Raw genomic sequence first — 23,450 nt, 5'->3', positions numbered from 1 at the left:
TCGCAAATACGCCCTTTCAACATTTCGAGACGGGCGTCCGTGGTTACTGGTAGTCGACCTCGCCTTCACCCTCGCCGATCCAGGCTCCTCTGTCGGGCTCCCGGGACGCGAGCGGGTCGATGTCCTTGTACCACGGTACGTTCTTCAGCTGTTCTTTGTTGAACACGAGGTCGTGTTTCGTGTCGCCCGTGAACTCGAACTGCTCGGTGAGCAGGATCGCGTCGACGGGACAGACCTCCTCGCAGAGCCGGCAGTAGATGCACTGGCCGACGTGGAGGTTGTACTGCTCGCCGTTGCGCTGCTTGTCCGTCACGATCTGGATGGTGTCGTTCGGACACACCTTCTCGCACTGCCGGCACCAGATGCAGCGCTCCTGGCTGAACTTGTGGACGCCGCGGAAGCGCGGACTCACTTCGGGCGCCTCGTCGGGATACTCGACGGTGAACGTCTCGCCGTCGAGTGCGTGTTTCATCGTCGTCGCCATCGATTTCAGGAGTCCGATCATAGTCCAGTCACCCCGAGGATTACCGCGGTCAGCACGAGATTGGCGAAGGAGAGCACGAGCATCCCCTTCCAGCCGATCTCAATGAGCTGGTCGATGCGCACGCGTGGAATCGCCGACCGCGCCCACTGCGTGAACAGGAACACCGCCCAGATCTTGATGACGAACCAGACGAAGCCGGGCAGCACCGGCCCCGCGGGTCCGCCGAGGAACAGCGTCGCGATGATGGCGCCACCGAGGAAGATGTGGATGAACTCGCCGAGGTAGAACAGCACGAAGTAGACCGAAGAGTACTCCGTCTGGTACCCAGCGACGATCTCGGTCGGCGCCTCAGGCGTGTCGAACGGGTTGCGGCCGATCTCCGCGAGATTCGCCACGACGAACAGCACGAACGCGAACGGGTTGACGAACGCGAACCACGCCGGGATGCGGATGCCGGCGACGACCGCGAGCGTCGTGTTCTGCTGGATGGCGACGATCTCGCTCAGCTGGAGCGACCCGGTGAACAGCACGACGGACGCCGCCGTGATGACGAGCGGGATCTCGTAGGCGAGGTTCTGCGCGACCGCGCGCAGGCCGCCGAGCAGGCTGAACTTGTTGTTCGACGCGTAGCCGCCCATCAGGAGTCCGACGCTCGCGATGGAGGCGACCGCGAAGACGAAGACGAGCCCCGTCTCGGGGTCGGCGAGCTGGATACCGCTGCCCATCGGGATGACGGCGAACGCCAGCAGCGCCGACGACGCGAGCACGATTGGTGCGAGGTCGAAGGCCGGGCGGTCGACGTTCTCCGGGATGATGAGCTCCTTCGAGAGCAGGCGGACGGCGTCGGCCACGATGATGAGCAGGCCGAACGGTCCGACCCGGTTGACCGCGATGCGGTCCGTGAACGCGGCCGTGATCTTCCGCTTCGCCCACGGGCCGGCGACGGCCGTCATCGTCAGCATGATGTTGCCGATGAGGAACGCCGCGAGGAACATCGAGAGGAGTTCCGCGGCGAACCCGTCGATGCCGATCAGGCGGTAGATCGTGTCGGGGAGTGGTGTCGACGTCGCCATCTACCGGTCCACCTCCCCGAGAATGACGTCGAGGCTGCCGAGCGTCGCGATGAGGTCCGGCACGTACTCGCCCGTGGACATCTCCTCGAGCGCGGAGAGGTTGTTGTAGCACGGACTCCGGATCTTGAACCGACCCGGCTTCTCCGTGCCGTCCGAGCGGATGTAGATGCCGAGTTCGCCCTTCGCGCCCTCGACGGCCTTGTAGGTCTCCTTGCCCGCTTCGGGCTTCAGCGTGCGCGGAACGTTCGACTGGATGTTTCGCTCGTCCTCGGGCCAGTCCTCAAGCAGGTCGATGCACTGCTCGATGATGCGTGCGGACTCCTCGACCTCGCGGAGGCGAACGAGCAGCCGCGAGTAGTTGTCGCAGCCGTCCTCGGTGACCACGTCCCAGTCGAGCTGGTCGTAGTAGCCGTAGGGGTCGTCCCGCCGGAGGTCGTAGTCGATTCCCGACCCGCGGGCGACCGGTCCGGTGACGCCGTAGTCCTTGGCAGTCTCCGGGTCCAGGCTGCCGGTGTCGATACACCGCGACTGGAAGATCTCGTTGCTCGTGATGAGGTCGTGGTACTCCTCGAGGCGCTCGGGCATCTCGTCGAGGACGTCGCGGACCTTCTCGAAGTACTCCTCGCGGGGTTCGGGGATGTCCCAGACGACACCGCCGAGCCGGAGGTAGTTGAACATCATGCGCTGGCCGGTGAGGTCCTCGAGGAGATTCTGCATCTTCTCGCGGTCCTGCATGGCGTACATGAAGATGGCCGTGAAGTCGCCGTAGATGTCGAGGGCGAACGTCCCGGTCGCCAGCAGGTGACACGTGATGCGGCACATCTCCGAGCCCATCGTGCGGAGGATCTGTGCGTACTCGGGGACGTCGATGTCCGCGAGGTCCTCCGCCGCGCGTGCGTACGACCACTCGTTGATGATGCCGCCCGGACCGTAGTCCCAGCGGTCGGGGTAGGGCATGATCTGGTAGCGGTACGTGCTCTGCTGGCACATCTGCTCCTCGCAGCGGTGGAGGTAGCCGACGTCCGGGTTGACGGCGGCGACCTGCTCGCCGTCGAGGACCGTCTCGATGTGGAGGACGCCGTGCGTGGCAGGGTGGTGGGGGCCGATGTTGAGGAACATCGTGTCCCCACCTTCCGCGTTCATGTGGTCCTCCTCGAGCGGGTTCTTGTGTTCGTCGAACGTGACGATCTGGGGCTTGTCCTGGTTGTAGTCGAGGCCGAGCGGGTGGCCCTGCCAGGTCTCCGGGAGGAGAATCCGCTTGAGGTTCGGGTGGTCCTCGTACTGGACGCCGACTAGGTCGTAAGCCTCCCGCTCGTGCCAATCGGCCGTCCGGTAGACCGGTTCCGCGGACTGGCTGACCGGCTCCTCGCGGGAGGCCGGGACGATGACGCTGAGTTCGTTGGTCGGGTCGTCGTACTGCTTCAGGTGGTAGATGCTCTCGAAGCGGTCGGGGTGCTCCTCGGCCGTGAGACAGGAGAGGTGGTCGAAGCCGGCCTCGTCCTTCAGCGTCTGGAGCACGTCTTGGACCGCGTCGGCGCGCACGACGATGCCCTCGGCGTTACTGTGGGTCTCACGGTCGAGGACGTCGTCGCCCAGCAGCTCCTCGATGGCGTCTGCGTCCACGCCCTCCGTCTTCGTGACTGGCGTGTCGGGTTCGGTGTGCGTGCTCATGGCGAATCAGCCCAGTTGTAGCGCATGACGAGGGTGTCCTCGTCGATCTCCTTGGCCATCTCCTGGACCATCTCGTCGCGGTCGAGGTCGCCGAACTCCTCGAGTTCGTACGGCTTGACCGTCACCGGGGAGGACTCGCCGTTGGCGATGCGCTCCTGGAGTTTGACGACGCCGTAGACGAGCGCCTCCGGCCGGGGCGGACAGCCTGGGATGTGGATGTCGACCGGGATGACCTCCTCGGCGCCCTTCACGACGTTGTACCCCTCCTGGAACGGACCGCCGGAGGCGGTGCAGTTGCCCATCCCGACGACGAACTTCGGCTCGGGCATCTGGTCGTAGACGCGCTTCATGCGCGGCGCGAACTTCGAGACGATCGTCCCGGGGACGATCATCACGTCGGCCTGCCGTGGCGAGGCGCGCGGGACCCCGGAGCCGAAGCGGTCGAGGTCGTGTTTCACCGCGTACGTGTGCATCATCTCGATGCTGCAGCAGGCGATGCCGAACTGCAGCATGAACATGCTCGACCCCCGAACCCAGTTCATGAACTTGTCGAACTTCGTGAGGATGAACGGCGTCGAGCCGAACGCCTCCCGGAGTTTGGAGTTGAACCGGTTGTCGATGCCCTCGCCCATGCGGGCTTCGCGGGTCTTGGTCTGCGGGGTGCTGGACTCCGTGATGCTGTTGCGGGGTTGATCACTACTCATGTGTGTTCCTCGGTCTGTGCCGTGGCGACCGCACCCACTGAACGGCGCCCTTCCGCCACGCCCACGCGAGACCGACGACGAGGATGCCGATGAAGACGAGCATCGGCAGCAACGCCCGCGTCAGACCGGCGGACTGGACGGCGTCCCGATAGATGACGGTCCACGGGAAGATGAGAACGGTCTCGATGTCGAAGACGACGAAGAGGAGCGCAACCATGTAATACTGGATGTTGAACTGCAGGCGCGCGTCCCCCGTCGGGACCTCACCGCTCTCGTAGGTGTTCCGTTTTCCTTTCTCAGGCACACTGGGGCGGAGGAGCGCAGAGACGGCCATCATCCCGACTGGGATGAGGACGCCCACCAGCGCCAGCATACCGATGGCAATCCATGGATTCATAGGAGTATCTCCGTGACGTGCGGGGGTTCGAACCGCACGCCTATAAACGTTGATTTATGCCTTCGCGGCCGTTGACGGCCGATTTCGAGCGTAAGAGGGCGGTTCGCCGATTCGAGTGCGACGGCCCTGTCGGTCAGTCCCGCGACGCCCGGAAATCCGGGGTGCCACGCTCGTGCAGCGACTGCGAGACGGCGGCGACGCCGTCCCGGCGTTCGGCGTGGAGGTCGCGAAGGCGGTCAGCGAGGTCCGGGTCGTCGGTGGCGAGCATCTGGGCCGCCGAGAGGCCGGCGTTGTAGGACTTCCCGGCGTCCACCGCGGTGAGCGGAGCACCGGTCGGCATCCCGATGACGGAGTCGACGGACTTCTCCTGGACGGGGACGCCGACGACGGGAATCGGGTACGCCAGCGACGCCGTCATGTTCGGGAGGTCCGCGGACTTCCCGCCGGCACCCGCGATGATGACGTCGAGGCCGCGCTCGGCCGCCGTCTCGGCGTAGGCGTACATGAGGTCCGGCGTGCGGTGCGCGGAGACGACCCACGACTCGAAGGAGTAGCCGGACGGCGCGTCGTCGTAGTCGGTCACCTCGGTGAATCCGAGGTCGGTGAGCGCGTCGTGGGCGCCCGCCATCACGTCGAGGTCGGAGTCGCTCCCCATGATGACGCCGACGTCCGGCGTCTCGTCGTCGGGGCGGTCGCGCGCTGCTTCCGATTCGAAGCTGTCGATGAGGTCGGTGACTGTGGGCATGGTTACTGGAAGGACAGCGAGTCGCGGGCGGCACGGGCACGGGTCAGAATCTCGCCGCGGTCGTCTCCGGTGACGGTGACGTGGCCCATCTTCCGGAGCGGTCGCACCTCCCGCTTCCCGTACCAGTGCAGGGAGGCCCGGCCGTCGCGGAGCGCGCTCGGCACGCCGTCGAGGGTTGCGGGTCGCGATTCCCCGGCGGGGTCGCCGAGGACGTTCGCCATCGCCGCGGGTTCTCGCAGCGTCGTTTCGCCCAGCGGGAGGCCACACACTGCGCGGACGTGCTGTTCGAACTGCGAGGTGTGACAGCCCTCGATGGTGTAGTGGCCGGAGTTGTGCGGGCGTGGCGCGACCTCGTTGACGAGGATTCGTCCGTCCACCTCGAACAGTTCCACGCCGAACACACCCCTGCCGTCCAGCACGCCCATCACGTCGCGGGCGACGCTGGTCGCTCGTTCGCGGACGTCCTCGCTGGTGCGGGCGGGGACGATGGACTCGCGGAGAATCTCGGCCTCGTGGACGTTCTCCGCGACGGGGAACGTCGCTGTCTCGCTGGCGCCGTTCGCGGCGATGACCGAGAGTTCGCGCTCGAAGTCGACGAGTTCCTCGGCGACGAGGCCGGAGAGGTCGCCGAACGTCTCGCGGGCGTCTGCGATGGAGTCGGCGGGCGCGTTGCCCCGGCCGTCGTAGCCGCCGGTGCGGGCCTTCAGCATCAGCGGCGACCCCAGGCCGTCGAACGCGGCCCGCAGGTCGTCGGCGTCGTCCACCGCGCGGAACGCCGGCACCGGGACGCCGGCGTCGTCGAGGGCGCGGTTCTGGACGAGTTTGTCCTGGATGGTGCGGAGCGTCCCAGGCGACGGGTGGACGGGCACGTCCGCCTCCTCGCCGACCTGCTCCAGCACGGTGGGATCGGCGAGTTCTATCTCGTAGGTGAGGACGTCCGCCCGGTCGGCGAGGTCGCGGAAGCCGTCCTCGTCGTCGAACGGTGCGGTGACCTGCGCCGCCGCCGGGGGTGCAGCGGGGCAGTCCGGCGTCGGGTCGAGGACGACCACCTCGATACCGAGCGGACTGGCGGCCTCGGCGAGCATCCGGCCGAGCTGGCCGCCGCCGACGACGCCGACTGTCGCTCCGGGAACGCGGACCGTCATTGCGCCACAGTCGGGCCTACTCCTGCATAAGAATTGCCGAACGCGACGGTCGAGTGGTCACGAACGTGTGTATCCCGGCGCGTCCTCGTCGACGAACACGACGAACAGCGTGTTCGTCGAGGTGAGCTCGTACGTCCAGCTCGTGTAGCCGCGTTCGGAGAGCGTCGGCGCCAGGTCGTCGTAGTGGCTGGCTCGTGCGATGACCACCGGTGCGTCGGTCTGCTGGGCCGCCGACGCGACTAGCGTCGAGTCGGTCTGTGCGTCGGCCCGTTCGAGATACCAGTTCAGCGGGAGGCGGTTGAACCAGTTCGTCCCGCCGACGCTCCCCGGCGACGTCTCGTCGTACTCGCCGCGCACGTGGAAGTGGCCGCCGTAGAAGAGCACGTCCGTCCCGTCGTCGTACGACTCGGCGACGGATTCGACGGTCGCCAGCGTCTCACCCATCTCGCTAGCCGGCTGACCGAACTGCACCAGGTCGTTGTCGTCGTCCTGGGGCATCAGGTACGACGTCTCGGCGGTGACGACGCCCATCTGGGCGACGGCCGCGACGAGGACGAGCGCCGCCAGGCCGACGCCGACTCGGTCCCTCGACTGGAGCGCCGACAGCCCCAGTCTGGCGACGATGCGGAAGCCCACTGCCGCGGGAATCGCCATCGGGACGATGGCGTGGGTCACCGACCAGTGGCCCGAGATGTCCGTGACGGCGGGGTAGACGAGGAGGCTCGCCGCCGCCCAGTAGCCGGCGAACAGCACGAGGTCCCGGGGCTCGTCGGCGACGTACCGCTCGGCGAGGAAGCCGAACACGGCCGCGCCGGTCAGCATCAGCGAGGTGCTGCCGATGGTCCGCACGGCGTGTTCGAGGAAGTCGATGTAGCTGTGGTCCCGGGAGACGCCGCTGGTTCCCCACGTGCCCCAGAACTGCTCCCAGGCGCCCAGCGTGCCGGCCGCCAGCACGCCGGGGAGGCGGGTGGGGTCGCCGAACGCCTCGTAGAACGCGGGCCGAGGCGCGTAGAAGACCACGACGACGGCGAGGAAGGCGAGGAGCGCCCCGACGAGCGCTCGCCGCCACGCGAACAGCCCACGACCCGCGTGGCGAACGTAGTCGTGGGCGACCGACTCCCACGTCTCGCCGCGCTCGCGGGCGGTGAACAGGCGCGCGTCGAACAACAGCGCGGTCGCCCCGACGAACATCCCGAGGTAGACGAGGGCGTTCTCCTTCGTGGTGAACGCGAGTCCGAGGAAGGCGCCGGCGGCGACGAGCGAGCCGCCACTCCGGGTGTCGACCGCGCGGACGACGAGTCCGAACGCGGTGACGGCGAACGCCGCGACGAGCACGTCGTTGCGCATGAACCGCGAGTAGTAGACGAGCACCGGGTTCAGCGCGAACAGGCCCGCCAGCGCCACGGTCTCGATGTCGTCGAGGCGCGTGCGGAACAGCAACGCCGTCAGCGGGAAGAGACCGCCGACGAGCGCGACGACGCCTCGGGCGACGGCGTCCGAGCGGCCGAACACGCCGAAGAGGAACTCGTTGACGTGGAAGAGGAACGGGCCGTGGACGATTGCGCGGTACTCCCACTCGCCGGTGGCCTGGTACTGGAGAATCCAGTAGCCGACCCGCCCCTCGTCCCAGTGGAAGACGCGGTCACCGAGGAAGGCGAACCGCACGAGGAGGGCGAGTAGTGTGGCTGCGGCGACGGCGACGACGACCCTGCGGCGACGGCGGCCGGTCACGGAAACCATGCTTCGTGTACGCTCAACGGAACGGGGTACATACAAGCTTTCCGTGTCCGTCGACGCCCGAACGTTCCCCGAGAACGGTAGGCCTTTATCCGCTCCGGGCGACCCAACGCCCATGGTACGTCTCGGTCTCGTCGTTGCGGAGTTCAACCGCAGCGTCACCGAACAGATGGAGTCTGCCGCCCAGGACGCGGCCGACGGCGCCGGCGCGGAGGTCGTCGAGACGGTCCGCGTCCCGGGCGTCTACGACGCGCCGCTGGCTGCCGACCGACTCGCTCGACGCGACCGGGTCGACGCGGTCGCCGTGCTGGGCGCGATCGTCACCGGTGACACGGACCACGACCAGGTCATCGGTCACGCAACCGCCCAGAAGCTCACCGACGTGAGCCTCGACCGCGACACCCCGGTCACGCTCGGCGTCTCCGGCCCCGGAATGTCCGGTGCCGAGGCCCACGAGCGCGTCGCGAAGGGCGCGGAAGCGATAGACGGCGCAGTACACCTCGCGGAGGCACTGTGAACTTCACCGACCGCGTCACCAGGGTGGAACCGAGCGCGACGCTCGCCGTGAGCAACCTCGCGAGCGAGCTGGCGGCCGACGGCGTGGACGTCGTCGACCTCTCGGTGGGCGAACCGGACTTCGCCACGCCGGAGAACGTCACCGAGGCTGGGAAGGCCGCGATGGACGCCGGAGAGACCGGCTACGCCCCGTCCAACGGCATCCCGGCGCTCCGCGAGGGCATCGCCGCGGAGCTCCGCGAGGACGGCCTCGACTACGAGGCTGACAACGTCATCGTCACGCCGGGCGCCAAACAGGCCCTCTTCGAGACGTTCCAGACGCTCGTCCAGGAGGGCAGCGAGGTCGTCCTGCTAGACCCCGCGTGGGTGTCCTACGAGGCGATGGCGAAACTCGCTGGCGCGGAGCTGAACCGCGTCGACCTCGCGCCCCACGACTTCCAGCTTGAACCCGCCCTCGACGACCTCTCCGAGGCGGTCTCGGACGACACCGACCTGCTCGTCGTGAACTCGCCGAGCAACCCGACCGGTGCGGTCTACTCGCGGGCCGCCATGGAGGGCGTCCGGGACCTCGCCGTCGACCACGACGTCACCGTCGTCTCCGACGAGATCTACCAGCACATCAACTACGGCGAGGAGCACGTCAGCCTCGCGGGCCTCGACGGGATGTTCGAGCGCACGGTCACCATCAACGGCTTCTCGAAGGCGTACTCGATGACCGGCTGGCGCCTCGGCTACCTCGCGGCGCCCGAGGACGTGATTTCCCAGGCCGGAAAGGTCCAGTCGCACTCCGTCTCCTCGGCGACGAACTTCGTCCAGCACGCCGGCGTCGAAGCCCTCGAGAACACCGACGACGCCATCGACGAGATGGTCGACGCCTTCGAATCGCGCCGGGACCGCCTCCTGGACCTCTTCGAGGAACACGGGAAGGACGTCTCCACGCCGGACGGCGCGTTCTACCTGATGCTTCCCGTGGACGAGAACGACCAACAGTGGTGCCAGGACGCGCTGAAGGACGCCCACGTCGCCACCGTCCCCGGCAGCGCGTTCGGCGCACCGGGCTACGCGCGACTATCCTACGCCGCGAGCACCGAACGACTCGAGGAGGCCGTCGAGCGACTCGCCGACGCGGGCTACCTGTAGCGAGACAGCCGGTCTTCACCTAGCTCACTCGCAGCGCCCAGTTCTCCGGGTTTCGCAAGTCGACGCCACCGACAGTAGGGACCCCCTCGGTGTGGCCGCCGAGTGAGTGGAAGAACATCGTGTCGTCTCTACCCACGAGCCTCGACAGCAGCGGATGCGTCGAGGAGAGGAACCCGTACTCCCGTAGCGTCTCCTCGGAGAACAGTTGCTCGTGGACGACTGGACCGAGCACGGAGATGACACGGGCCTCCCGGTGGTCTGCCAGCACCGAGTCCAGCACCGCCCTGAACGCCGCCCGGTGCTCGCCGGAGTTCGGGGGCACCGCGTCGACCAGCCAGACGTCGCCGTCCCGGCGCAGGGAACGCCGCCGCACGACGACGGCGGCGGCCGGGGTGCCGTCGCTCGACGCGACGTAGGTCTCGTACTCCCAGTATGGCCCGTTGGCCAGCCAGCGGTAGAACGTCTCCTCGCGACGCGTGTGCAATGCGGTCGGGTGGTCGGCCTCGTACAGCTCGGCCACCAGTTCGGCGGGGATGCCCGACAGCCGCTCGACCTCGTACCCCGCCCGGGTGGGGCCGCGCCGCCGGAGCGAGAGGTAGGAGTCCATCGCGGCGTCGGCGGCCACCCCGAGGTAGCGCCCGGCGGGAAGCCGCATCCGGTCCCGGACGACCTGCCCGGGATTCTGGACGCGGAACTGCTTCTCTGGCCCGGTCGCGACCGCCTCGAAGTCGAGTTTCCGGTAGCCGGGCGCCGAACGCTCGTTCGCGAAGTTGAAGAAGAAGTCGCTGTCGGTGTCGGCGTACAGCTCTGTCGCGAGTTCGGTCATCCGCGTGAACAGCCCCTGGCGCCGGTGCTCGGGGTGAACCATCAGGTTGCCGAGGTAGACGGCGGTGACGTCGGTGTGCCCGACCCGCATCGGCAGCGGGACGAACGGCCGGGCACCGACCACGTGGCCGTCCGTCTCGGCGACGACCATCGGTGGGCCGTCGCGGTACGGGTTGGTCTCGTAGCGGTACGCGAGCCACTCGACGCTCCGGTCGCTCCCCCAAACCAGCTCCGAGAGCGCGTGGACGCCATCGAGGTCTCGAGATTCGTACGCTCGGACCGTGTACTTCCCGTCTTCGACTACAGTGACTCCGCCAGAAGACTGCCCACTCATGCTCACTGGGAGGGGCTCCACCAGTGATTGTTATATCACACATAGCCATCCAGACAGGATACAACCGCCAGAATTCGGGCGATAGACCGACGTTACTGCCAGTTTGCCCGAATTTGGGCGCCGGTCGCGTCGGGATAACCACAGAAGAACCAGCCTACGGCGGCGTCGGCGCCGCCGCGTGCGTTCGAGAGCGTGTTCGGTGCCCGCGTTACGGCCAGCTACCGCTCTCCTCGAAGGAGTCGGCGACACGCTGGATGGAGACGACGTAGGCTGCGGTGCGGAAATTCGACAGCTCGTTGTCCTCGTAGGCGTCGGTCATCGCGTCGAAGGCGTCCGTGATGATGGCCTCGAGTTCCTCGTTGACGCGCTCCTCGGTCCACTGGAAGCGCTGGCGGTTCTGCACCCACTCGAAGTACGAGACGGTGACGCCGCCCGCGTTCGCGAGGATGTCCGGGACGACGTGGACGTCGCGCTCCGTGAGCACGTCGTCCGCGTCCGGCGTGAGCGGGCCGTTGGCGGCTTCGACGACGACGTCGGCCTGGACGTCGTGGGCGAGGTCGCCGTCGATGGCGTTCTCCAGCGCGGCGGGCACCAGGAGGTCGACGTCGAGGGTGAGCAGGTCCTCGTTCGTGAACTCCTCTGTGGCGGCGTCGTAGCCGGAGACGCTGCCGGTCTCACGCTTGAACTCCTTGACAGCGCGGGTGTCGAGCCCGTCCGCGTTGTGGATGGCGCCCGAGGAGTCGGAGACGGCAACGACGTTCCCGCCGAGGTCCTCGATGAGTTTGGCGGCAATCCAGCCGGCGTTGCCGTAGCCCTGCACGGCGACCGAGGCGCCCTCGATGTCGCGGTCGAGGTAGTCGAAGATCTCGCGGGCGGCGAACATCGTCGAACGGCCCGTGGCCTCGACGCGACCCAGGCTCCCGCCGTTCTTCGGGGACTTCCCGGTGATGACGCCGGGTTCGGTGGTGTTCTCGAGGGTCTCGTAGGTGTCTTTGATCCAGTTCATCTCGCGCTGGCCCGTATTGACGTCGGGCGCCGGAATGTCCTTGTCCACGCCGATGAACGGGCGCAGTTCCTTCGCGAACGCTCGCGTGATACGTTCGAGCTCGCTCTCGCTGTAGTCGTCGGGTTCGATGACGATGCCGCCCTTCCCGCCGCCGTACGGGATGTCGACGACCGCCGTCTTGTACACCATCCAGCCCGAGAGCGCCTTCACTTCGTCGCGGGAGACGCCCGGGTGGTAGCGGATACCACCCTTGTACGGGCCCCGGTCGCCGTTGAACTGCGAGCGGAACGCTTTGAACGTCTCGATGTTGCCGTCGTCCATCTCCACCGAGAGCGTCGTCTCCAGCACGCGTTCGGGCCGTTTCAGGCGCTCCAGGACGTCCTCCTCGACGTCCAGGAACTCGCTCGCGTCGTCGAGTTGCTCCTGCAGACTCTCGAACGGGTTGGTCTCTGTCATCGTGTGAATCGACTTCTGGGGTCAGCAAAAGCGTGGCGGAATCCCCATTGGTAATATTCAATTTAAGGCATTTTAGGACTCGTCGGAACTGCCTGCCGCTCGCGCCCGTTCCATGACGCGTTCTGCCTGCGCGACGAGGGGCGCGTCGACCATCTCGCCGTTCACTCGGAACACGCCACGGTCCTCGGCGTCGGCCTCGCGCTTGGCTTCGAGCACGCGGTCTGCCCACTCGACGTCCGCCGGGTCGGGTGTGAACGCGTCGTTGATCGGAGCGACCTGGCCGGGGTGAATCGCCATCTTCCCGTCGAAGCCGAGGCCGGCGGCGAACCGCGTCTCCTCGGCCAGTCCTTCGGTGTCCTCGATGTCCGTGTACACTGTGTCGATGGCGTCCACGCCGGCAGCGCTTGCCGCGAGCACGACGTGTTCGCGCGCGTAGAGCACCTCCGTCCCCTCGTCGGTCCGGGTCGCGCCCACGTCCGCCGAGAGGTCCTCCGCGCCGAACACCAGCGCGTCCGTCGGGTTCGCGGCCGCTATCTCCGCTGCGTTCAGCACCCCTCGGGCCGATTCGACGAGCGCCAGCACGGGCGGGTCGCTGTCGTGCTCGTCGAGCAAGCGGGCGAGCGTCGTCGCGTCGTCCGCTGCAGCGGCCTTCGGCAGCATCACGGCGTCGGCGCCGGCGTCCCTCGCGAACACCGCCTCGACGTCGTCGCCCGCGCCCGCTCCGACGGGGTTGACGCGCACGCAGACCTCGCAATCCGGGTCGAACGCGGGGTCGACGAGCACCGCGCGGACGGCCTCGCGGGCCTCGTCCTTGCGCCCCGGCGCGACTGCGTCCTCGAGGTCGAACACCACCACGTCGGCGCCAGTCCCGGGCGCCTTCCGCAGCATCTCCGGACGGTCCCCCGGCGAGAACAGCACGCTTCGTCTGACCATACTCGAAGCCCGCTTCCCGCGCCCTTGTAGCTTTACCAGTCGCTGCCGCCGCTATCAGCACTCGGTCCCGGCTCGGCACAGGAGCGCACGATAGCCATCGAGTGTGGAACGTGACCTACGGGCGGGAATCCTGCTCGCGTGGGTCGCAGAGCGCGATCTGCACCGTCTCCTCGTCCACGCTGACGACCACGACGTCCAGCCCCTCACTTTACGCGATCTGCCGGAGGGGGTGCGGGGCGGCTTCCGAGTCGGTGGTCACGGCGCCGCCGCTGCCCGGGAGGGCGTCGAGAATCCGCAACAGGAGTGACTGGTTCTCCCGCTTCTGGCCACGCTCGCGGGGGACCTCACCGACCACCCACTCCCCGTTCAACCCCGGCACAGCCGTTCGCCCGGTGTCGTACTCGAATCCCTGGTAGCCCACCTCGCGGAGCTCCGCTCTCACGCGCTCCCAGTCGGTCATCGGACTGTGGTTCGCCCTAGCTGCGTGATAAGCACTCGCCTCGCACTCACTCAATCTTCCGTCCGTCTGGTCGGTCAGCCCGGAGCTGTCGGTCTGCGGGCTCGAGTACCGGAGTCGTTTTGGCCTGCCGTTACGACGCCTCCCGTATGCCCGGGCTGTACTACGAGGAGTTCGAGGTGGGCGAGACCATCGAACACGACAGGCGGCGCACCATCTCGGAGGCCGACAACCAGCAGTTCTGCGACACGACGATGAACCAGCAGCCGCTGCACCTCGACGCCGCGTTCGCCGAAGACACCCAGTTCGGCGAGCGCCTCGTCAACGGCCTCTACACGATGAGCCTCGCCGTCGGCATCACCATCCCCGAGACGACGGACGGCACCATCGTCGCCAACCTCTCCTACGACGACGTCGAACACCCGAACCCCGTCTTCCACGGCGACACCGTCCGCGTGCAGTCGACGGTCACGGACAAGCGCGAGACCAGCGACGGCGAGCGCGGCGTCGTCACGATGCGCGTCGAGGTGTTCGCAGTGAACCGCGAGGACGAACCGCTCGTCTGCGAGTTCGAACGCACGGTGCTCTCCCTGAAGCGCGAGAACGCGGCGTAGCGCAACCAGACCTTTCCCCCGAGAGGCCCTCGTGACAGGTATGAATCCATTGCGGAGTGCGGGACGGCTTCACGGCCGAGTCGTGTCGCTCGCGGTGCGTTCGCCGGACCCCGCGACGCTCGCGCGCTGGGCACTCGGCGCGATGCTGGTGGCGGCGGGCGCGCACAAACTGCTCGACCCCGGCGCGTGGGCGGTGTACGTCACCGACTGGCTCGCGGCCTGGCTCGTCGTCTCGCCGGTCACGTTCATGGTGGTCAACGGCTACCTCGAGCTGCTGTTCGGCGCCCTCCTGCTCGACGACCGTGCGACCGCGTTCGCGTCGCTGGTCGCGGCCGTCTCGCTCACCGCGACGCTGGGCTACCTGGCCGTCGTCTGGGTGACCACCGGCCAGTTCGGAGACATCGTCGCCCGGGACGTGGGTCTTGCGGGCCTCGCGTGGGCGGTGTTCGTGGCGGCGATGCGGCCGGAGCGCTCTACAGCGTCCCGAGAATGAGCGCGGTGTTCACGGCGACGGCGAGCAGCCACGGCGCGGCGAGGCAGACCGGCGCAATCCAGCGGTAGGCGGGCGGGACGACGTGTCTTCCGGCGGCGGCGATGGAGAAGGCGGCGACCTTCATCGCGGCGAGGCCGGCGTAGCCGTGGCCCGCGAGCACGGTCGCGGCCAGCGGATTACCCTCGTTCAGGCCGGCGTGAGCGATGCCGTAGTAGGTGAGGACGAGGTCGCCGAGGAGCGCGCCGAGGGCCAGGAGCCAGAGCCGGGACTCCGTCGAGGAGAGGTCGAACGACGGTCGATGGGCAGTCCTGTTGCTGGAAGCCACACCGTCGAAGACGCCGACGCGGTGGATTGTTACCAGCCAGCTATCGGCCGTAAGCGGCTCCTACGCGGAGACTCGAGCGAAGTCGACAACAGTCTGAGGCCCGGAGCGGGCCGCCTCAGAGGATGGTACCGTGCTTCTTCGAGGGCCGGTCCTTCTCGACGTCCTCGTAGAACTCGAAGCGTCTGGCCAGTTCCGTGCGGAGCTCGGAGGGCGGGACGATCTCGTCGATGACCGTCTCGCTGGCCATCCGGTGGACGTCGATGTCCTCGCGGTACTCCTCGCGGAGTTCCTTCTCGCGCTCCGCGCGCTCTTCGGGGTCGTCGATGGCGTTCAGCTTGTTCGCGTAGACGGCGTTGATGGCCGCCTCGGGACCCATGATACCAATCTCGCCCGAAGGGAGTGCGAGGACGGACTCGGGGTCGTATGCCGGGCCCGACATGGCGTAGATGCCCGCGCCGTACGCCTTCCGGACGACGACTGACTGCTTCGGGACGGTGGCCTCGCTGGTGGCGTAGATCATCTTCTTGCCCTTCTCGAGGATGGCGTCCTTCTCGACCTGGCTGCCCGCCATGAACCCGGGCGTGTCACAGAGGTAGAGCATCGGGATGTTGTAGGCGTCGGACTTCCAGACGAACTCCGCGGCCTTCTCGGCGGCGTCCGGGAAGATGGCGCCCGCGCGCTGGGTCGGCTGGTTGGCGACGATGCCGACTGTCCGGCCGTCGATGCGCCCGTAGCCTGTGAGAATCTCCTTGCCGTACTCGGGTTTGAGTTCGAAGAAGGAGTCCCGGTCGACCACGCGGTCGATGAGGTCGTGCATGTCGTAGGCGCGGTTCGGGGACTCGGGAATCAGGCCGTCGATGCCCTCGGGCGACTTCGCCGGGGGTTGCGCGGGCTGGCTCGGCGGCTTCTCGTCGCTGTTGTCCGGGAGGTACTGGACGAGGTTCGAGACGAGTTCTCGGGCGTGCTCCTCGTCGCGCGCCACGAGGTCCGCGCTCCCGGACTCGCGGGCGTGGACGTCGGGGCCGCCGAGGTCCTGCATCTCGATCTCCTCGCCGGTCACCATCTTCACCATCCGGGGGCTGGCGATGGCCATCGCGGACATCCCCTCGACCATCACGGTGAAGTCCGCGAACACCGGCGTGTACGCGGCGCCGGCGATACAGGGCCCGTAGAGCACGCAGATCTGGGGGACGCGCCCGGAGAGCCGCGAGTGGTTGAAGTAGTACTTCCCGATGCCCTCGCGGTTCGCGAAGAAGCCGCTCTGCTGGTCGATGCGACCCCCGGAGGAGTCCATCAGGTAGAACACCGGCTTGCCGGTCTTGAGCGCGCGCTGCTGCATCCGGAGGAACTTCTCGACGCCGCGCTCGGCCATCGACCCCGCCTTCACGGTGAAGTCGTTGGCCATGAAGTGGACGTCGCGGCCGTCGAACTCCGCGGCGGCGGTGATGAGGCCGTCCGCGGGGAGGCGGTTGTTCTCGTCGCTCTCCTCGACCTCGGGGCTGTCGGGGTGCCACGCGTCGAAGTTCGCGAACTTCCCGTCCTCGAAGAGGAGCGTGTCCTCCCCCTCGCCTCCGCTCTCGCCGTCCTCTGCTCCGAACCAGAGGTCGAGCCTGTCGCGCACGAAGAGTTTGTCCTGGTCCGGGAGGCGGTCGCGGTACTTCTTCGGACCGCCCTCGAGGATGTCCGCGATCTCCTCGCGGAGTTGCGCCTCGCGCTCCGTCGGGCCGAGTTCGGGCTCGGGTTCGTCGTCGGGGACCTCGGGCGCCTCGTGGACTGCTGCCGGCTCGTCGGCGTCGCCGAGGTACACCTCGACGTCGTCGCGGACGTGCTCGGCGAGCGCCGCGGCGACCGCTTCCGCCTCGGACTCGGTCGCGCCGCCACCGATGCGTACCTTCATGGTTCGGCATCCACCGGGCGGTTGCAAACAACTTTCCCTTTCGCCCGGGCTGTGAGAGCGACCTACAGGCGTCTACGCGAAAAAACCGCAGTCGGTACGGAATCGGAGCGGTCGAATAGCGGACTACGACGCGGTGGTCGTAGTCGTGGTCGTGGTCGCGTTGCCCGCGGTCGTCGTCGTGGTCGCGTTGCCCGCGGTCGTCGTCGTGGTCGTCTCATTCATCGCCGTCGTCGTCGTGGTCTCCTCCGACGTTGTCGTCTCCTCCATCGTTGTCGTCGTCTCCTCCTCAGTCGTTGTGTCTTCCATAGCGGTCGTGTCCTCGTCGGCAACGCCGCCGGTGTCGCCGCCTTCCACGCCGTCTGTCTCGTTGCCCGGTGCTTCCGTGTCTGTCCCGCCGCAGCCTGCGAAGCCGACGAGCAGGACGACGCCGATTACCGCGAGTGTTTTCGTTTGTACCATCTGGAATCTACCCCGCGTGGGGTACCAGGGCCTACTGGCTCTGCGAGGATAAGGGGCCGAGTCGGTTTCGTACGTTTTACGCCCCGAGCAGTCTATAATCGGTACTTACCGTTTCGGTAAGCCACTGCGTACTTCGCGCGCATCGGCCCAACGGCTAAGGGGGCAGGCCCCGCCGGTCTACCCATGAGCGAGGAAGCCATGACGCGGTTCCCCGTGATTCTGTGGAAAACTGCTGCTAAGTACAGGCACTTCATCGAACAACAGTTACGGGCACCGGTGAGCGACGGAACACCTTCTGAGCAACGTTCCCAACGATTAATCGTTCCGCAAGCGATCCACCGTGGCTCCCAACCACAACGGTCTCGAATTCGGCTGCTCGATTGATAATCGCTTTCGCTGGACTCCCCCACGCTACGTCCGTCTTAATCTCTCTTTCATGCGTTTGTGCGATCTCACGCGCTCGCTCAAGTACTTGTGATGCATGCTCATCCGCTGCCTCCTCAAGATCGTCTTCGAGTGCAAGCCCCATCGCTTTCCCCATCATCGGTGAGGGTTCACCGACAATGTGTAAGACCGTAATCTCCGCATCGGGATGCGCTTTCAGCGCGTATTCAAGCGCGTGTTCAGCCATCTCCGAATCGTCCATCGGAACGAGAACGCGGGAAATCATACGTGTTCTACAGCAGTCAGAAGCATAAACCACCCCTCGATCATTGAGGGTGACCCGCTCCGTGGAACCGTAACAGATACGCGCACGTCACCACAAAGTTATCACATGGTTTCGCTCCTATTACTGGTCGCACTTGTCGCTGCGGTCTTCGTCGGGTTCAATATCGGAGGCTCATCGACGGGCGTCGCGTGGGGGCCGCCCGTTGGCGCACGCATCACGAGCAAGACCGGCGCAGCCGCCCTGATGACGGTGTTCGTCTTCCTCGGTGGCTGGACAGTCGGACGCAACGTCATCGCGACACTCGGTGGCGACCTCGTCCCACAGACGATTTTCTCTACGGAAGCGAGCATCGTCGTCCTGGGGTTCATCGGACTCGGAATGCTGCTCGCCAACCTCTACGGTGTTCCCGTTTCGACCTCGATGACAGCGGTCGGGGCGATTGCCGGTCTCGGACTCGCAACTGGAGAACTCGATTATGGCGTCCTCGGCTCGATCATGGTCTGGTGGGCCATCGCACCAGTCCTCGGATTCTGGTTCGGTGTGATCATCGGTCGGTATCTCTACTCCTATCTCGATCAAAAGTTCGCCCTTGAGCAATCCAGTGGCCCACTCTTCACGCTCGACCGGTCGGGAATCCTCCCGACGCCGGAACTGGGGCCTGGAACCACCCCTCGTGAAGCAGTCAGCACCGTCGTGGTGCTCGCCATCGCCTGTTACATGTCGTTCAGTGCTGGTGCGAGTAACGTCGCAAATGCGGTTGCACCACTCGTCGGTGGTGGATTGATCGGCACGGGGAACGCCGTCATCCTCGCGACTGTCGCAATCGGGGTTGGTGCATTTACCATCGCACGGCGGACGATGGAGTCTGTCGGAAACGACCTCACCGATCTGCCATTACTGGCCGCGACTATCGTGATGGTTGTTGCTGCGAGCATTACGACAGTGGCCTCGGCCCTCGGCATCCCGATGAGCCTCGCCCTCTCGACAGTCATGTGCATCGTCGGTTTGGGCTGGGGGCGAGCGACCCGTCCGACAGGGGCTGTCGACCTCGCTCGTGGGGACGTCAAAACCGATATTTCGGTGGATGCAATCACCGCCGAGACGGGTGACGAAGTCGATCCGGTTGGCGAAGAAGACCCCCGGAACGTCCAGGACGCCCAGCAGTTGTTCGATCCCTCGTCAGTCGTTCGGTTCGTCGCGTTCTGGATTATCGGCCCCTCTATCGCGACGGCGCTCTCCTACCTGGCGTTCCTGGTGCTCCCGATTGCAGGAACCGCCTGACAGCTATGGGAGGTGTCGCTCATTGGTGGCGTCTCAAGATACCAAGGGCTCGTTCGCCGGTACTCAATATGCAAATCTGCTCACCGCCTAATTCGTGGGTGGGACGTTCGAAATCAACACCCTGCGCCCTGCGGTTGCTTCCGGTGGAGGTTGAGTGTGCGGTGGGGAGTGTTTTGGATTGGTGGCCTTAGCCACACCCCTAACGCAGAATCTAACCCCCCGGGTTGGATTCGCGCTCGAGGCTCGACCAGCGGCGCTGCCGCTACGCAGTGGGCACGCACGGGAGAACAACCCTGTTTGCACTACGCGGTTCGCTGTGAAAGTAGGGTTGCGTAACGAGGTGGTGAGGATAGTGTCGCCACTCGGCCGTCGCCCGCTACAGGAAGCGGAAGGCGACGGCGTTGCTGGCGGCGCCGTACGGGCGCCGGTAGGCGACGGTGGCCGAGCGGAACCGCGCGGGGTCCTGGTCGGCATCCTGCCAGAGCTGGTAGGCGCGACGAACGAGGTACTGCGGATCGGGGTCATCGTCGGGGTCGATCGTCCCGAGATCGAGCGTCGAGTCGTCGTCGCGGCGCCGGAAGTCGATGCCGTAGCGGTCGCAGAAGGCTTCGAACTTCGCCCACGCTTTGCTCACGCGGTCGGCGCGGCTGGCGTCGACGACGGTCTTCGCGGCGTTCTTCACAGCGTCGCGAGCGTCGGCGATCGCCTGATAGACCATCTCACCGATGAAGTCCGAGCGGAGGCCGACCTCCCCGTAGCCGCGGTCCACGAGGTCCTCGATGCCGCGAAGGGCGCGACGGACGCTCCCCACGTGGCGATCGTGGTCGTCGGCGATGCGCTGCGGGGAGATCTGCCCGCCGTCGGTGGCGAGCGTCTCGAGGCTCTCGAGTTGGACGTCGGACAGCCCGTCGCTCAGGTACTCGATCACGACGTTCTTCTGCTCCTGTTTGATGCTCGCGAGTTCGAGCGTGGTCGGCTCGGTCGCGGGCTCGTGGAGGCTGGCGTCGAAGTAGGCGTCCTCGACGAACCCACCGTTACCGTGCTGGGGGCTGGTGTCGAGGCCGGCGTTCGCGAGCACGGAGTGGATGGCTTCCTCGAGTTCGCGGTTCAGGCGCTCGAGGTCGCTCCAGCGGAGGGTATCGTTCCACCGGGAGACCTGATAGGACGCCCCCAGTTTCGGGTGCGCGAGCGGGTCGTCGGGGTCGGCCTGGTAGGCTTCCCGCGCGTAGTAGTGCTTGATCTCTTTCGGGAGATCGTGCGCGGGCCAGGCTTCGCCGACGCGGTGCGCGTCGAGCGTGACCGTGTGGTAGTAGCCGGGGAGCGTGTTGCCGTGGCCGTCGGTGTCGTTCTGCACGAGCTTCCGGTAGCCGTCCCGGTCGGACTCGAGGACGTGCGCGAGGCCGACGAGCGGGCCATCGCGGGCGTGTACCGGGCCGCTGGAATCCTTGTGGAGGCGGACGTAGCGCTCGGCGTCCTGAATGTTCGAATAGGGGTGGACGTCGTCGAAGTAGTAGCTGTTGACGTCGACGGCGTCGGCGGCCAGCTGGAGGAGAACGAGGTAGCGCTCGAACTCGATGTTCGCGCCCTGGACGCGGACGTTCACGCCCTCGTGGAAGCCGTCGGGAACGGGTATCTCGACGCGTTCGCCGTTCGCCTTCTCGCCCTGCATCCCGTGCCAGCGCGGAGTGACGTGGGCGACGAACTGTTGCTGGCCGACGGTATCCTCCTTGCCGCAGCGAGAGACCTTCAGGCGCATCTCTTTGATCTCCTCGATCGCGAAGCACGTCCCCTGGGGCGTCTTCTCGCCCGGGTCGACGATGTTCGAATCTTGGTAGGAGAGGCGGGCGAGCCACTTCTCGCCGTCGTGTTCGAAGCGCCCGGTCTTGCTCCCACCGCCGGCTTTGCGCTGACTGTCGAGGGCGAAGAACGGGTCGAGGCCGTCCTCGTTGAACAGCAGGTTGGCGTCGAACTCGTGGGGGGCGGTTCGAATCCGCTTCACGGCCGCCACCCCGCGGCTCGGACGGCCTCTCGGATTGCTTGCTTCGCTGACGGCGCGTAGATCGCGGTCCGGATGATGCCGTCGCGGACGGGGAAGACGAGGCGGTTCGTCGGGTCGTAGCGCGCGGCCTCACCGTCGAGCCACCCGTCGCCGCTGATGGGGTGGGCTTGCCGCCAGGCGGCCTCGATGGTGGGAGTGATGTGGAGCGAGTCGGCGCGGTGGAGGAATCGCTCTCGGGCGTGCTCGGAGACGCTGACGGACAGCGGCCGCGGCTCGTCGAGCATCAGGCGTCACCCCGCCAGTAGTCGGCGCGGTCGAGCACGGGGTCGGCGTCGAGGTTCTGGAGTTCCCGACCGGTGAGGAAGGCCACCGCGTAGTCCGAGCGCAGGTTTCCACAGTCGTATCCATCACGACTGTCACTCGCCACTGAGACCACCCCCGTCGGCGTAGGCCGCGAGGCTCGTTTCCTCGTCCTCGAGGAGATCGAGGCGTTCGGGCTCGTCAATAGTGACGCCAACGCGCTTCTGCGCCATCGCGACGTAGTCCGGGTTCAGGTCGATACCGACGAACCGGCGGCCGAACTGCTTCGCGACGAGTGCGGTGGTGCCGGCGCCCGCGAACGGATCGAGCACGATGCCCGGCTCCGTGTAGCCACCAACGGTCGGGCAGTGACAGGCTTGCTGCCAGCCGTCAGTCTCGTGGGCGGTCATCGTGAACTCGCGGAAGTAGCCGCCGAGGACGTCCTTCGCCTCCTCGGCGAGTGCCTCGACGTCCGCGGTGTTTCGGCCGGCACCGGTCTGCTCTTTCCCGGCAGCCGCGTCCGAGAACCCCTTTGCGCGAACTGCTTGCAGGTGCTCCTCAGTTAGGTCCGAGTTCTCATAGCGCTCGAGGGCGCGCTGGAGCTGCTCGCGCTCTACGCTATCGGGGTCGCGTTCCCAAACCGGCACGTCCTCGACGATTCGCTCGTAGGGCGTCCCGCACTCCGCGCAGACCCTCGGCGGACAAGTCGACTTGATGGGGGTCTCGCAGAGTTCAGGCGGATAGACCGCGAAGTGCGCCTCGGGGAACGCCTTCACGGAGATTTCGAGGATGTCGCCGGGATTCTTCCCGTTCGGGTGGAGTGCGTCCTCCGGCTCAGTGCCGATGTACTCGTCGTTCTCTTCGCCTGGGTAAGCGTCGGCGTTGGTCCCGGAATCGTTGAAGTCGTGGCGCTCGCGGCGCCGGAGAGATGATTCCTTGTGTGGCTCTCGAATCGAATCGAGGTCGAACCAGTAGTCGGGCTCGGGCGTGAGGTGGAAGAGGAACTCCTTGTGCTCGTGGAGCCGATCCTTCACGGGATGGGGCATCGGGTTCGGCTTCGCCCACACCGCATCCGAGCGGACGAGCCACCCCTGGTCCTCGAGGGCGATGGCGACGCGATGCGGGACGAGCATCTTCGACTTCCGACGCAGTGACGCGTCCTGCTCGGGCAGATCGCCCGAATCGGGCGTATACGCCTCTTTCTGCGCGGTATCCTCAGAGTCCCACTGGCCGCGGTTGCTCCCGGCGAACGAGTCGCCGAGGTTCAGCCACCAACTCCCGTCGTCTCGAAGGACGCGTCGGAGTTCGCTCGCGACGTCGAGGAGCTGCTGGATGTACTCATCGAGAGACTCCTCCAGGCCGATCTGGCCGTCCACGCCGTAGTCCCGCAGGCCGAAGTACGGGGGCGACGTGACTACGCAGTGCACCGAGGACTCCGGCATCTCCTGGAGCGTGTCGACAGCGTCGCCCTGGTGGATGTCGTGCGTCCACTGGGAGATTGATTGGTCGGACTCCGCAGGCTGGCCACCGTCAGCGACGAGCTGGGGAGAGAGGCCGAAATCCTCGGGCGTGTGATCGTCGAGGAAGTGCTTCCAGCGGGGCTCGTGGGAGCTGAACTCGTGCGTGCAGTTCTGTGCGGGGCACGCGGTGAGCGTGACGCGGACGAGGCCCTGGCCTGCGTAGGCGGTGCGCTCGAGCGTCACGCCGACCACCTCGATCCCAGGGTGTTGGCGCGGAAGACTCGCAGACGGCGAGGGGCCGCGTCACGTGACGGGATGGGATGAGATTT

24 protein-coding genes are annotated in these 23,450 nt (G+C 66.7%); 5 read left to right on the top strand and 19 right to left on the bottom strand.

From position 1 onward, the window contains the following. Positions 1-43: 43 nt before the first annotated feature. The 8 genes from HALDL1_07385 to HALDL1_07350 all read right to left on the bottom strand — a co-directional run bounded on the left by HALDL1_07385 (position 44) and on the right by HALDL1_07350 (position 7,959). A complete protein-coding gene (locus HALDL1_07385) occupies positions 44-505 on the bottom strand; it encodes a (4Fe-4S)-binding protein (protein ID AHG03437.1) in 462 nt (153 codons plus the stop codon). Further along, positions 502-1,557 carry an NADH dehydrogenase gene (locus HALDL1_07380; GenBank protein AHG03436.1) on the bottom strand — a complete coding sequence of 352 codons (1,056 nt, stop codon included), beginning with the start codon at positions 1,555-1,557 and terminating at the stop codon, positions 502-504. The genes HALDL1_07385 and HALDL1_07380 overlap by 4 nt, the downstream gene beginning before the upstream one ends. Further along, the gene (locus HALDL1_07375) at positions 1,558-3,228 is read right to left on the bottom strand and encodes an NADH-quinone oxidoreductase subunit C (protein AHG03435.1); all 1,671 of its coding nucleotides are present in this window, start codon (positions 3,226-3,228) and stop codon (positions 1,558-1,560) included. Next, the gene (locus HALDL1_07370; protein ID AHG03434.1) at positions 3,225-3,932 is read right to left on the bottom strand and encodes an NADH dehydrogenase; all 708 of its coding nucleotides are present in this window, start codon (positions 3,930-3,932) and stop codon (positions 3,225-3,227) included. The genes HALDL1_07375 and HALDL1_07370 overlap by 4 nt, the downstream gene beginning before the upstream one ends. Further along, positions 3,925-4,329, bottom strand: a complete 405-nt coding sequence (locus tag HALDL1_07365; GenBank protein ID AHG03433.1) for an NADH dehydrogenase — start codon at positions 4,327-4,329, stop codon at positions 3,925-3,927. The genes HALDL1_07370 and HALDL1_07365 overlap by 8 nt, the downstream gene beginning before the upstream one ends. A gap of 133 nt (positions 4,330-4,462) precedes the next feature. Continuing rightward, complete coding sequence (locus HALDL1_07360) at positions 4,463-5,074, bottom strand: N5-carboxyaminoimidazole ribonucleotide mutase (protein ID AHG03432.1); 612 nt, start codon at positions 5,072-5,074, stop codon at positions 4,463-4,465. Positions 5,075-5,076: 2 nt separating this feature from the next. Then, entirely contained in the window at positions 5,077-6,219 is a 1,143-nt protein-coding gene (locus HALDL1_07355; GenBank protein ID AHG03431.1) for a phosphoribosylaminoimidazole carboxylase, read from the bottom strand. 57 nt (positions 6,220-6,276) lie between these two features. Further along, positions 6,277-7,959, bottom strand: coding sequence for a mannosyltransferase (locus HALDL1_07350; protein AHG03430.1), 1,683 nt, complete (start codon positions 7,957-7,959; stop codon positions 6,277-6,279). 112 nt (positions 7,960-8,071) lie between these two features. Between HALDL1_07350 and HALDL1_07345 the strand changes: the two genes are divergently transcribed. Continuing rightward, positions 8,072-8,473 carry a 6,7-dimethyl-8-ribityllumazine synthase gene (locus HALDL1_07345; GenBank protein ID AHG03429.1) on the top strand — a complete coding sequence of 134 codons (402 nt, stop codon included), beginning with the start codon at positions 8,072-8,074 and terminating at the stop codon, positions 8,471-8,473. After that, positions 8,470-9,612, top strand: a complete 1,143-nt coding sequence (locus tag HALDL1_07340) for an aspartate aminotransferase (GenBank protein ID AHG03428.1) — start codon at positions 8,470-8,472, stop codon at positions 9,610-9,612. Before HALDL1_07345 ends, HALDL1_07340 begins: the two co-directional genes overlap by 4 nt. A 19-nt stretch (positions 9,613-9,631) precedes the next feature. Here HALDL1_07340 and HALDL1_07335 read toward each other — a convergent pair whose 3' ends face one another. The 4 genes from HALDL1_07335 to HALDL1_07320 all read right to left on the bottom strand — a co-directional run bounded on the left by HALDL1_07335 (position 9,632) and on the right by HALDL1_07320 (position 13,626). Next, positions 9,632-10,777 carry a hypothetical protein gene (locus HALDL1_07335; protein AHG05228.1) on the bottom strand — a complete coding sequence of 382 codons (1,146 nt, stop codon included), beginning with the start codon at positions 10,775-10,777 and terminating at the stop codon, positions 9,632-9,634. Between the two features lie 202 nt (positions 10,778-10,979). Beyond that, complete coding sequence (locus tag HALDL1_07330; protein ID AHG03427.1) at positions 10,980-12,233, bottom strand: glutamate dehydrogenase; 1,254 nt, start codon at positions 12,231-12,233, stop codon at positions 10,980-10,982. A 72-nt stretch (positions 12,234-12,305) separates the two neighbouring features. Beyond that, positions 12,306-13,166 carry a citryl-CoA lyase gene (locus tag HALDL1_07325; protein AHG03426.1) on the bottom strand — a complete coding sequence of 287 codons (861 nt, stop codon included), beginning with the start codon at positions 13,164-13,166 and terminating at the stop codon, positions 12,306-12,308. 208 nt (positions 13,167-13,374) lie between these two features. Then, positions 13,375-13,626, bottom strand: a complete 252-nt coding sequence (locus HALDL1_07320) for a hypothetical protein (protein ID AHG05227.1) — start codon at positions 13,624-13,626, stop codon at positions 13,375-13,377. A gap of 146 nt (positions 13,627-13,772) precedes the next feature. Between HALDL1_07320 and HALDL1_07315 the strand changes: the two genes are divergently transcribed. Both HALDL1_07315 and HALDL1_07310 read left to right on the top strand, forming a co-directional pair. Then, entirely contained in the window at positions 13,773-14,237 is a 465-nt protein-coding gene (locus HALDL1_07315) for a molybdenum cofactor biosynthesis protein (protein ID AHG03425.1), read from the top strand. Between the two features lie 40 nt (positions 14,238-14,277). Next, on the top strand, positions 14,278-14,730 hold the full coding sequence (locus HALDL1_07310) for a DoxX family protein (protein AHG03424.1): 453 nt from the start codon (positions 14,278-14,280) through the stop codon (positions 14,728-14,730). Here HALDL1_07310 and HALDL1_07305 read toward each other — a convergent pair. The 4 genes from HALDL1_07305 to HALDL1_07290 form a co-directional block, all read right to left on the bottom strand. Then, positions 14,711-15,055 (bottom strand): hypothetical protein, encoded by a 345-nt coding sequence (locus HALDL1_07305; GenBank protein ID AHG03423.1) that lies wholly within the window; start codon positions 15,053-15,055, stop codon positions 14,711-14,713. The genes HALDL1_07310 and HALDL1_07305 overlap by 20 nt on opposite strands. A gap of 115 nt (positions 15,056-15,170) precedes the next feature. Then, the gene (locus HALDL1_07300; protein ID AHG03422.1) at positions 15,171-16,952 is read right to left on the bottom strand and encodes a propionyl-CoA carboxylase; all 1,782 of its coding nucleotides are present in this window, start codon (positions 16,950-16,952) and stop codon (positions 15,171-15,173) included. Positions 16,953-17,075: 123 nt separating this feature from the next. Beyond that, positions 17,076-17,411, bottom strand: coding sequence for a hypothetical protein (locus HALDL1_07295; protein ID AHG05226.1), 336 nt, complete (start codon positions 17,409-17,411; stop codon positions 17,076-17,078). Between the two features lie 250 nt (positions 17,412-17,661). Continuing rightward, the gene (locus tag HALDL1_07290) at positions 17,662-18,081 is read right to left on the bottom strand and encodes a universal stress protein (protein AHG03421.1); all 420 of its coding nucleotides are present in this window, start codon (positions 18,079-18,081) and stop codon (positions 17,662-17,664) included. 105 nt (positions 18,082-18,186) lie between these two features. Between HALDL1_07290 and HALDL1_07285 the strand changes: the two genes are divergently transcribed. Continuing rightward, complete coding sequence (locus tag HALDL1_07285) at positions 18,187-19,362, top strand: anion permease (GenBank protein ID AHG03420.1); 1,176 nt, start codon at positions 18,187-18,189, stop codon at positions 19,360-19,362. A 376-nt stretch (positions 19,363-19,738) separates the two neighbouring features. Here the strand turns inward: HALDL1_07285 and HALDL1_07280 are convergent, their stop codons facing one another. The 3 genes from HALDL1_07280 to HALDL1_07265 form a co-directional block, all read right to left on the bottom strand. Next, positions 19,739-21,361 (bottom strand): hypothetical protein, encoded by a 1,623-nt coding sequence (locus tag HALDL1_07280; protein AHG03419.1) that lies wholly within the window; start codon positions 21,359-21,361, stop codon positions 19,739-19,741. Beyond that, complete coding sequence (locus HALDL1_07275) at positions 21,358-21,645, bottom strand: hypothetical protein (GenBank protein ID AHG05225.1); 288 nt, start codon at positions 21,643-21,645, stop codon at positions 21,358-21,360. Before HALDL1_07275 ends, HALDL1_07280 begins: the two co-directional genes overlap by 4 nt. Before the next feature lie 132 nt (positions 21,646-21,777). Continuing rightward, entirely contained in the window at positions 21,778-23,160 is a 1,383-nt protein-coding gene (locus HALDL1_07265; GenBank protein ID AHG03418.1) for a DNA methyltransferase, read from the bottom strand. Positions 23,161-23,450 lie beyond the last annotated feature (290 nt).

It is taken from the genome of Halobacterium sp. DL1, from assembly GCA_000230955.3.
In the GTDB taxonomy this organism is placed as follows: Archaea; Halobacteriota; Halobacteria; order Halobacteriales; family Halobacteriaceae; genus Halobacterium.
The sequence above is the reverse complement of the archived record's forward strand: the minus strand, read 5'-3'. Positions and strand labels throughout refer to the sequence as shown.

What these genes read in the sequence shown, in the direction of transcription:
- HALDL1_07290 (AHG03421.1), bottom strand. Translation starts at nt 18,081, where the DNA reads ATGATTTCCCGCGTTCTCGTTCCGATGGACGATTCGGAGATGGCTGAA.
- HALDL1_07365 (AHG03433.1), bottom strand. Translation starts at nt 4,329, where the DNA reads ATGAATCCATGGATTGCCATCGGTATGCTGGCGCTGGTGGGCGTCCTC.
- HALDL1_07375 (AHG03435.1), bottom strand. Translation starts at nt 3,228, where the DNA reads ATGAGCACGCACACCGAACCCGACACGCCAGTCACGAAGACGGAGGGC.
- HALDL1_07360 (AHG03432.1), bottom strand. Translation starts at nt 5,074, where the DNA reads ATGCCCACAGTCACCGACCTCATCGACAGCTTCGAATCGGAAGCAGCG.
- HALDL1_07315 (AHG03425.1), top strand. Translation starts at nt 13,773, where the DNA reads ATGCCCGGGCTGTACTACGAGGAGTTCGAGGTGGGCGAGACCATCGAA.
- HALDL1_07275 (AHG05225.1), bottom strand. Translation starts at nt 21,645, where the DNA reads ATGCTCGACGAGCCGCGGCCGCTGTCCGTCAGCGTCTCCGAGCACGCC.
- HALDL1_07300 (AHG03422.1), bottom strand. Translation starts at nt 16,952, where the DNA reads ATGAAGGTACGCATCGGTGGCGGCGCGACCGAGTCCGAGGCGGAAGCG.
- HALDL1_07380 (AHG03436.1), bottom strand. Translation starts at nt 1,557, where the DNA reads ATGGCGACGTCGACACCACTCCCCGACACGATCTACCGCCTGATCGGC.
- HALDL1_07295 (AHG05226.1), bottom strand. Translation starts at nt 17,411, where the DNA reads ATGGTACAAACGAAAACACTCGCGGTAATCGGCGTCGTCCTGCTCGTC.
- HALDL1_07330 (AHG03427.1), bottom strand. Translation starts at nt 12,233, where the DNA reads ATGACAGAGACCAACCCGTTCGAGAGTCTGCAGGAGCAACTCGACGAC.
- HALDL1_07345 (AHG03429.1), top strand. Translation starts at nt 8,072, where the DNA reads ATGGTACGTCTCGGTCTCGTCGTTGCGGAGTTCAACCGCAGCGTCACC.
- HALDL1_07320 (AHG05227.1), bottom strand. Translation starts at nt 13,626, where the DNA reads ATGACCGACTGGGAGCGCGTGAGAGCGGAGCTCCGCGAGGTGGGCTAC.
- HALDL1_07310 (AHG03424.1), top strand. Translation starts at nt 14,278, where the DNA reads ATGAATCCATTGCGGAGTGCGGGACGGCTTCACGGCCGAGTCGTGTCG.
- HALDL1_07285 (AHG03420.1), top strand. Translation starts at nt 18,187, where the DNA reads ATGGTTTCGCTCCTATTACTGGTCGCACTTGTCGCTGCGGTCTTCGTC.
- HALDL1_07370 (AHG03434.1), bottom strand. Translation starts at nt 3,932, where the DNA reads ATGAGTAGTGATCAACCCCGCAACAGCATCACGGAGTCCAGCACCCCG.
- HALDL1_07325 (AHG03426.1), bottom strand. Translation starts at nt 13,166, where the DNA reads ATGGTCAGACGAAGCGTGCTGTTCTCGCCGGGGGACCGTCCGGAGATG.
- HALDL1_07350 (AHG03430.1), bottom strand. Translation starts at nt 7,959, where the DNA reads ATGGTTTCCGTGACCGGCCGCCGTCGCCGCAGGGTCGTCGTCGCCGTC.
- HALDL1_07355 (AHG03431.1), bottom strand. Translation starts at nt 6,219, where the DNA reads ATGACGGTCCGCGTTCCCGGAGCGACAGTCGGCGTCGTCGGCGGCGGC.
- HALDL1_07385 (AHG03437.1), bottom strand. Translation starts at nt 505, where the DNA reads ATGATCGGACTCCTGAAATCGATGGCGACGACGATGAAACACGCACTC.